7 protein-coding genes and 1 pseudogene are annotated in these 8855 nt (G+C 34.3%); 1 reads left to right on the forward strand and 7 read right to left on the reverse strand.

Annotated features, from left to right (window positions below; all coding sequences use genetic code 11):
• On the forward strand, nt 1–394 hold a 394-nt coding region (locus T368_RS0110265; RefSeq protein ID WP_027338471.1), incomplete at its 5' end, for a hypothetical protein.
• A 158-nt stretch (nt 395–552) separates the two neighbouring features.
• Here T368_RS0110265 and cysE read toward each other — a convergent pair.
• The 7 genes and pseudogenes from cysE to T368_RS13975 form a co-directional block, all read right to left on the reverse strand.
• Nucleotides 553–1383 (reverse strand): serine O-acetyltransferase, encoded by an 831-nt coding sequence (cysE, locus tag T368_RS0110270; protein ID WP_004086008.1) that lies wholly within the window; start codon nt 1381–1383, stop codon nt 553–555.
• Nucleotides 1384–1421: 38 nt separating this feature from the next.
• A complete protein-coding gene (locus T368_RS14675; protein WP_004086017.1) occupies nt 1422–3503 on the reverse strand; it encodes a hypothetical protein in 2082 nt (693 codons plus the stop codon).
• Between the two features lie 388 nt (nt 3504–3891).
• Nucleotides 3892–4059 carry a hypothetical protein gene (locus tag T368_RS15675; protein ID WP_004086018.1) on the reverse strand — a complete coding sequence of 56 codons (168 nt, stop codon included), beginning with the start codon at nt 4057–4059 and terminating at the stop codon, nt 3892–3894.
• Nucleotides 4056–4295 carry a type I restriction endonuclease subunit R, EcoR124 family gene (locus tag T368_RS17430; protein WP_353737657.1) on the reverse strand — a complete coding sequence of 80 codons (240 nt, stop codon included), beginning with the start codon at nt 4293–4295 and terminating at the stop codon, nt 4056–4058. Before T368_RS17430 ends, T368_RS15675 begins: the two co-directional genes overlap by 4 nt.
• Nucleotides 4211–6406: a type I restriction endonuclease subunit R gene (locus T368_RS13970; RefSeq protein ID WP_230455623.1), complete on the reverse strand. Its 2196-nt coding sequence runs from the start codon at nt 6404–6406 to the stop codon at nt 4211–4213. The genes T368_RS17430 and T368_RS13970 overlap by 85 nt, the downstream gene beginning before the upstream one ends.
• Before the next feature lie 20 nt (nt 6407–6426).
• Nucleotides 6427–6630 carry a hypothetical protein gene (locus T368_RS16870; protein WP_004086022.1) on the reverse strand — a complete coding sequence of 68 codons (204 nt, stop codon included), beginning with the start codon at nt 6628–6630 and terminating at the stop codon, nt 6427–6429.
• Nucleotides 6631–6643: 13 nt separating this feature from the next.
• Nucleotides 6644–8189: pseudogene (locus T368_RS13975) on the reverse strand (type I restriction-modification system subunit M).
• Nucleotides 8190–8855 lie beyond the last annotated feature (666 nt).

An 8855-nucleotide genomic window follows, 5' to 3' on the forward strand; every position in this document is an offset into this window, starting at 1 on the left:
TGTAGGGTGGAATTTCTTTGTAAATGATGAATTTGGTTTAAAGCCTTCTGTATCCATTCCTTTTACTGATTATGAAATAGGATTTGGTGTAAGGCTTAAATATCTTTATATGGACACTTATGCTCCCACTCACTCTGTGGGCGGAGTGCTATATATCCACCCAGAAGGGCTTACAGGCATAGGCTCAATTATAATTGGTGCTGGAGCAAATTTTAGCCAGACGCATAATCTCAAAGCAAATGGAGCATATATTGAAGTAGGCTTAGGCTTATTAAAAATAAGTCCACTTTTAGTCAATACCGATATTACCTATCGTGCAAATATCTACAGCAAACATAATGACTTAGATTTAGGGACAATCCACAGCTTAAACTTTGTTTGGACTTTTCTCTAAGGTTTATTGGCTATGAAGTCTTAACATTTTAGCATTATAGAATCTTGTATTTTTTATGTTTAGCATAGCAAAATATTTTAAGCCTAGATTCTATAACTTAGATTCTAAAAAAGATATTTCGCACTAATGCTTAAAATGACAAGCTTTAGAATCTAAATTTAAGAGTTTGTCTTATCCCTTTTGTTTAATGCTTGTAAAAAGTCTTCATACGCTTTTCCTAGCTCTTTTTCCTTTGTGCTTAACTCTTCGCTTCTTTTGCGTAAAAAGTCCTTGCACTTTGTATTATCATCTGGCATATTTGTAAGAATATCTTCTAGAATCTTAATCCTGCATAGCATGTATTCAAACATGCTTTGGTCTATATCTGGCAGCTTTGTCCTTGTTGGCTTCTCATTATTCTCACTTTTTTCTTCCTTATTAATCACTCTAGCCGGAATGCCAACGGCAGTGCTTTTATCTGGCACATCTTTGATTACAACAGAGTTTGAGCCAATCTTTGCATGTTCGCCAATCACAATATCACCTAGCACTTTTGCCCCTGCACCAATGATTGCATTATGCAAGATTGTAGGGTGTCGCTTTGTCCTCTCTAAACTCACACCGCCAAGACTAACACCTTGATAGATCGTTACATCATTGCCAATTTGTGCGGTCTCACCAATCACTACACCAATGCCATGGTCAATAAACACTCGTCTGCCAATATAGGCTGCGGGATGGATGTCAATATTTGTTAGAAACTGCGTCCAGCCCATGATGAGACGGGCTATTAACTTGAATCCTTTTTTATGGAATCTATGTGCGATTCTATAATGCACGATTGCAATTAGCCCGGGATAATTTAAAAAAAGCTCTAAAAAATGATTAAAGGCTGGGTCTTTTTTCTGCGGTGTGTGAAAGTCTTCTTTAATCTGCTCCCATAAAGGCGGAAACTCTTTGTATATAATATTGTTATTTGAATCAACTAAATTTTGTGTCGTGTTAGCCATTAAGTTTGTCCTTATTATAAAGCCATTATTGTAGCAACTTAGTATGAGTTTTGCTGCTGTTGCAAAAGTGTTTCTGCATAGCTTAGGGCGTGTTTATCTAGCTTTGAGCCACTTATCATGCGTGCTACTTCTTTTATACGCTCTTTTTCGTTTAAAAGCTTTATTGTGCTTGTGCTTTCACTCTCTTTACTCACAAGATAATGCCTATCGCATAATAAAGGCATGAAAGGCTGATGAGAGATGGCAAAGACTTGATAATGCTTTGATAAAAATTGCAAGAGTTTTGCTACACCTTCGCTTTCTTCCCCGCTTAGATTTGCATCAATCTCATCAAGGATTAATATCCCCTCGCTATATGTATTATAACTTGCCGCTACACAAAGCATAGCAAGTCGCATACGATTATACTCGCCTGATGATAAAACACTTTTTTGTTTTGAAGCTAGATAGATTTGCAGGGAATCTAGTCCATACTGATAGCATTCAATCTTATTTTGGTCTATACTTACAGATTCTAATCGCAACTCTTTTGCATAGTAATTTAGCTTTTCTACAAATATAGGCAGGTAAGCTTTTCGCTTTTCATGCAGGGTATTTGCAAGATTCTCTAATCTTTTTGTAAGGTTTAAAAACTTTTCTTCAATCTTTGTTTTATCAAACTCAATGCTTTCATACTCTTGCAATTTTTGCTGCTGCATGGCAAGGTGTTTCAGTGCGTCTTCTTCACTGCCATATCTGCGGATAATATCTGCTAATAGGCTTATTCTCTCAAGTAAAGATTCTATATCTATATCAAGGCTATTAAACTCATCTAAGCCATTTTCTATATGCCCCCTTGCCTCCATTATATGAGAGAGAAAACTCGCATTATCAATATTTAGCAATTCAAAAGCTTTATATATAGAATCTAGGCTATCAAGCTCAAGCAAAGCCTTATTGCAAGTCTCCATAACCTTTTCTTTTTTGCTTAATAGCTTTTTATCACTCATAAGCTTTTCATACTCGCCAATTTGGGGCTGTGCCTTTGTGATTTTATCAATCTCAAATTGCGCGAAATCTTTTAGGTTTTCAATATTTCTTTGCATTTCTTCTAATTCTTGCAATTTTATCTTGCATTGCTTATGCTCGATAAAGGTTTGATTATATTCTTGCAAAATCTCATTAAATTTAGAATCTTTTTGCATGGTGATAGAATCTAGTATATGTAGCATATAGTCATTTTCTAGCTCATTGCCATCTTTAATGCTTATGTATTTTATAAAATGGTGTGCTATCTCGCTTAATTTCTTTTTAGAAATCGCTTGATTATTGATAAAATACCTTGTATTTTGCTTTTTTAGGACGGAGATAACGAGATTATTGCTGGGGGTTTTTTGCTTGGTGGAATCTTTGTTTGCTTGTGTTGTTGAAGCTTGTTGCTTGTTAGAATCTATTTGCATGTGAATGTCTGTTTGTAGTATAGAATCTTGTTGTGTTGCGGATTCTTTGCTTATCTTAGAATTGTTGCTTATTTTAGAATCTTTTTGTTTGTTAGGGTTTTTATTTGTTTTAGATTCTGTTTGTATGGCAGAATCTGTTTGTATATCATTGTCTGCCTGTATTGCCGAAACTCTTTGCTGATTGGAATCTGCTTGTAATGATAAATCTTTATTTGCAGTAGCATCTCGTTGTGTTTTAGATTCTGTCTGTGCTACTAAGTCTTTCACATTAGAATCTATTTGCACATTAATATCTGTTTGCAATGCAGAGTCTTCATTTGTGCTAGAGACTTGTTGCATTTTAGAATCTTTATTTGTTTTAGATTCTATTTGCTTATTAGAGTCTGCCTGTATTGTAGAATCTTTAACATTAGAATCTTTTATATCAAAATCATCTGTGTCAAGATCTCCTGCTATACCAAAGTCTTCTAAGCAAATGCCAAGCTCTTTCAATCGCAATGTAAGATTTATCTCAACCAATGCTGCATGAGATTCTTTCAACCCAAAAGCACTAAGCATTGCATGTAAAAACACAGACTTCCCGCTACCACTTACCCCGCTTATAACATTAAAGCCTTTATGCAAATCTAGCTTTATATGTGAAAATGCAGGTGATTTATCGATCAAAATACGCGTTATCATATAGAATCCATTTTTATTTTTATTATAGCATGTCTATGAGAGTGTGTATATAATGCGTTCTATTTCCTTGTGTGATTTGGATATGCGGATTCTGCTTTTTATGATATTTTGCGAAGTAGAATCGCTTAAATTGTCGTTGTGATAAGTTGGAATAACTTCGTGCAATCTATTTGCATGGAATTTGTGGATTGGCACGATTCTGCTAACGCAGAATCTCGCAATGGTGGTGTTAAAATTTTCATTGCTGAAGATTTGATTTTAAAAGGAAAATCTACCCAATGAAAAGAGGTTGTAAAGTCGTCAAATATAATACAAGGCTGCTCTTCACTTGCCTGATAGATTCCGCTTGTTTCATTTGTATAGCCTAAGATAAAAGAAGCACCAGCAGTTAAACGGGCATTTCATATTCATCACAACAGGAAGTATCTTTTGCAATGTGTTTTGTTGGCTGTTTGTATTGTAAAAATTCCCTAAGCTCTTTAAACTCCACACCATTAGGGCAGTCTTGTTGTAGTAAGGATTCTAATGGGTGCGTGTCGTTTTGTGTTTGTTTCATTGTTTGTTCCTATATGGTTTGGATTTTAGGTTTTGATAGGTTTCTATATAGTAGCTTTGATAGTCTTGTTTATCGCGTTCGTTCAATTGGTCGCTAAAATCATCAAAGACTTCAAGTATATTATGAAGCTTTAGAATCTTGCCAAAGATTGTTAGGAAGTCCTTTTTTGCGTTTCTGTTAGGGTGGATTCTAGGAAGTTTGTGAGTGGGAATTTTGCTTGTAATTCTTTTAATAATTCTAAATAGCCTTTATGCTTTTTGCCTTTGTCATCAATGTAGCCATTGAGATAATCTTCTAAACTGCGTAAAAACACTATGCTTTTAGCATTTTCATCACTAAAAAGGGCTAGGGCTTTATCTGTTGGCTCTTGTAAGTCTCTAAGGCAGATGATATTGCCAAATCTTTTAACTGCATTTAGGATTTTATTGGTGTGAGAGTAGGCTTGTAAAAGTCCGTGATAACGCAGGGGCTTATCTACAAAAAGCGTATTTAAGGTTGTAGCATCAAAGCCTGTTAGAAACATATTGACTACAATGGCAAGGTCTAACTCGCGATTTTTTAGTCTTAGTGAAAAGTCTTTATAATAATTTTGGAATCCTTCAGCAGAGCTATCAAAATTGCTATTAAACATTGCGTTATAATCGCTTATAGCAGAATCTAGCAAATCTCTTTGTGATTGTTCTAGGGCGTTTATCTCTGCGTTTTCTTCTAACTCTTGTGCAGATTCTAAAGATTCTAGTTCATCATTTGGTGCATAGCTGTAAATAATGCCTATTTTTAGTCTTTGAGATTCTGGAATCTTATCTAGCTTTGCTTGAAACTCTTTGTAATACTGCATAGCCATAGGGATAGATTGAGTAGCAAAGATAGCATTAAAGCCTCTTAAGCGTTTGCCATTTAGGGTGTAGGCTTTGGCATTACGCATAGTTTGGGTATCAAAATGCTCTAAAATGTAGTTTGTAATGTAATCTATGCGTTGGGGAGATAGCAGGGCTTCATCAGTATCATTGGCTTTTACTTTCTTATCTTTACTTGTATCAAAATCTTGCCTTTGTTTTATTGTGGAGTGATAGCTTACGCGAAAAGGCAGGACATTATTATCCCGTATAGCGTGGATAATGGTATAGCTGTGCAAACGCTCTCCAAAGACACTTTCAGTAGTCTCAAATCCTTGCGCATTTTCTGTATAAATGGGTGTGCCGCTAAAGCCAAAAAGATAGAGTTTTTTAAAGGATTTTTTGATGAGTTTTTGCATTGCTCCAAATTGGCTTCTGTGGCATTCATCAACAATCATTACTATATGATTATCAAAAATTTCATCATTTTTATTTGCTTGAGTGATAAAACGAGAGGGTTTTTGAATGGTAGTGATTATTATCTTATGTTCTTTACTTGTGCTAATAAGTCTATTTTTTAGCTCTTTTGTGTTTTTACTACCACTTGCTGCGCCTTTTTGGAATCTGTCGCATTCTTTCATCGTTTGATAGTCTAAATTTTTTCTATCTACGACAAAAAGCACTTTATGTATTTCTGCTATATTGCTTATGAGTTGAGCGGTTTTAAAGCTAGTCAAAGTTTTACCACTGCCTGTGGTGTGCCATATATAGCCACCGCTTTTTTGCTCTGTGCCTTTTTTATAGAATCCATTGTGATAGCTTATAGCAAGTCTTTGTAAGATTTTCTCACACGCAGCGATTTGATAGGGGCGTAAAACTAAAAGCTTTCTATCTACATCAAGCACGCAGTAAGATATAAGAATATTTAAGAGTGTATGTCTAGCAAAAAAGCTTTTAGCAAAGTCTATAAGGTCATTTATAATGTTATTTTTCTCATCGCTAAAATAGCTTGTAAATTCAAAACTATGGGAGGTTTTAGCGGTTTTTATATTGTTTTGTGTTTTTATGTGAAAATCTCGCGTAGTGTTTGAATAATATTTGCTTTGTGTGCCATTGCTGATAACAAAAATCTGCACAAATTCAAACAAGGCATTTCCACCAAAAAAGCTCTCTCTGCCATAGCGATTGATTTGCTTAAAGGCTTCGTGTAGGCTTACACCTCGACGCTTTAGCTCAATATGCACTAAAGGCAGTCCATTGACTAAAATAGTTACATCATACCTATGCCTTCGTGTTTCTGTGGTGGCTTGATATTGATTAATAACTTGAAGGGAATTTTTATGTATATGCTCTTTATCTATAAGCTTAAGATTTATAAAACTGCCATCATCTCTTTCTAATGGTTGAATATAATCTTCTTGTATTAATATGCTTTTTTCTACAATAGAATCATTGCTTTTAGCTAAGACTTTGTTAAAAAAATTCTTCCATTCTGTATCACTTAGTGTTATTGAGTTTAATTCTTGTAACTTTAATCTAAGATTAGATCTAAGTCTGCTCCATTAGTGATTTTAGCGTATTCATAGCCTTGTGATTGTAATTTAGCAATAAACTCTTCTTCTAACGCCGCTTCACTTTGATAGATAGAATCTGCTCTTTTGCTTGGGGTAAAATCTGCGGCTATGGTAGATTTGGCGTTTGTGTGTCTAAGATAAGTTTTAAGCTTGTCATTCATCTGCCCCCTTTTATTAACTTACACTTTCTAGGGACTTTACAATAGAATCTATTTGTATTCTTAGGCTATTTTGCTTTTCTACAATTTGGCTAATTTCTGCGTTTAGGGCTTTAATGTCTATAACTTCACGCGTATCCTTTTGCTCTACATAGCTTGAAACGCTTAGATTGTAATCATTTGCCTGTATTTCTTCAAAATTTACTAAAGAAGAAAAATATTCTTTATCTTCACGCTTGGCATAAGATTCTACAATAGCAATGATGTGGTTAATTTCTAATATATTTTTATTTGTAACCTTGCTGAAAAGCTCACTTGAATCAATAAATAAGACTTTGTCATTTTGCTTATTCTTCTTTAATACAATGATAGAAGTAGCGATATTTGTGCCGAAAAATAAATTTGGCGGAAGTTGGATAAGGATCTATAAAGTTATTATCTACTAAATATTTGCGTATCTTTTTCTCTGCACCACCACGATAAAGCACACCGGGGAATGCTACAATCGCACAAGTGCCAGAGGGAGAGAGCCAAGAGATCATATGCATAACAAAGGCTAAATCCGCATAGGATTTAGGGGCTAAGACACCAGCGGGAGCAAATCGTGGGTCATTTATAAGAAGTGGATTAGAATCACTGCCCATTTGATAGAATAAGGGGGATTTGAGACAATAGCATCAAAAGGCTCATTATCTTCGTGCTTTGGCTCTAAAAGCGTATCGCCTAGAGAAATATCAAAGTTTTCATAGCCTACATTATGCAAAATCATATTAATGCGACAGAGATTGTAGCTTGTAGGATTTATCTCTTGCCCATAGAATCCATTTTTGACATTATTTTTGCCTAGCACTTTAGCAAATTGTAAAAGCAGTGAGCCGCTCCCACAGGCTGGGTCATAGACTTTATTTACACTTTGCTTACCATAGCTAACAAGCCTTGCTAATAGATGACTTACCTCTTGCGGGGTAAAAAACTCGCCACCACTTTTACCCGCACTACCCGCATACATACGCATAAGATATTCATACGCATCGCCAAAAGCATCAATAGCGTTATCGCTATAATCCAAATCAAGTTTTGAGATTTCCTCCATTACTTTATAAAGCCTTTCATTGCGTTTAATAAGGGATCTTTCGCCTAAGTTAGTGCTAAAATTCACATCAATATCATTAAACAAACCTTTAAAGCCATTTTCACTTTTTAGTGCCTATGCTTGAAGATTCTATATTTCTAAAGACATTGCTTAAGGTTGCATTTAGATTTGTTGCATCGCTCTTATGTGTTTGCAGAACATTAATAAAAAGTTCGCTTGGCATAATAAAGAAGCCTTTTTGATTTATGATATTCTCTTTAATATCATTATCTTTAATGATCTCTTCATCGCTTAAGTGTGTGTAATCAAAATCTATTTCACCGCATTCACGCATATTGGCATTGATATGCTCCGCAGGATTCTCACTTATAAAACGATAGAATAAGAATCCTAAAACATACATTTTAAAATCCCAGCCATCAACGCTTCCGCGTAATTCATCAGCAATTTTCCAAATAGTAGAGTGCAGTGCTGTGCATTATGTATCTCGTGTCTGATTATATATGGGGGGGGGGGAGGTGTCATAATTATCCTTATTGCGTTGTGTTGCAATTGCATGTTATTATTGGCTTTTTATATTCACTAGCACCCCACACGCAAACACACAAAAGCCTTAAATTAAGGATTTTTTGCATAAGTGTTTTATAATATGCTTATATGTTATAATTCCTTTTTTTACTTCCACTTGATGTTTTTTTGTTTGTATCTTATGTGTATTTTTGAATGTATTCTAAAAAAGGATACATAAAAGGATACACAAAAACATTACTACATATTAAAGTATGTTTTATGTGCTAATAAAGCATATAAAACTACACAATAAAAGCTTATAAAATCCATTAAGTAGAGAATGCAAAAATAAAGCATTGTTTGCTTATGTAATTTTAATTTGTATCAAAGCTTTAATTAATTTGTAATTTTGCATTGCTTAGTTTGTAACACTTTGTAAAGTGAAAATGTAATATATAATCACTAGATAAAAATCATATAAAAAAGGCTTGTATTTTAAGTTATTAAGGGTATTTTAAAGACAGGAAAGAAACAAAACTTTAAAACCTTATTCATACACCATAATCAAAACTGAAATCTTTAGAATATGTGTTATTTTGCTTGTGATTTTATGTAGTAATGCAAA

Source organism: Helicobacter bilis ATCC 51630 (genome assembly GCF_000686565.1).
GTDB classification, from domain to species: Bacteria; Campylobacterota; Campylobacteria; order Campylobacterales; family Helicobacteraceae; genus Helicobacter_A; species Helicobacter_A bilis.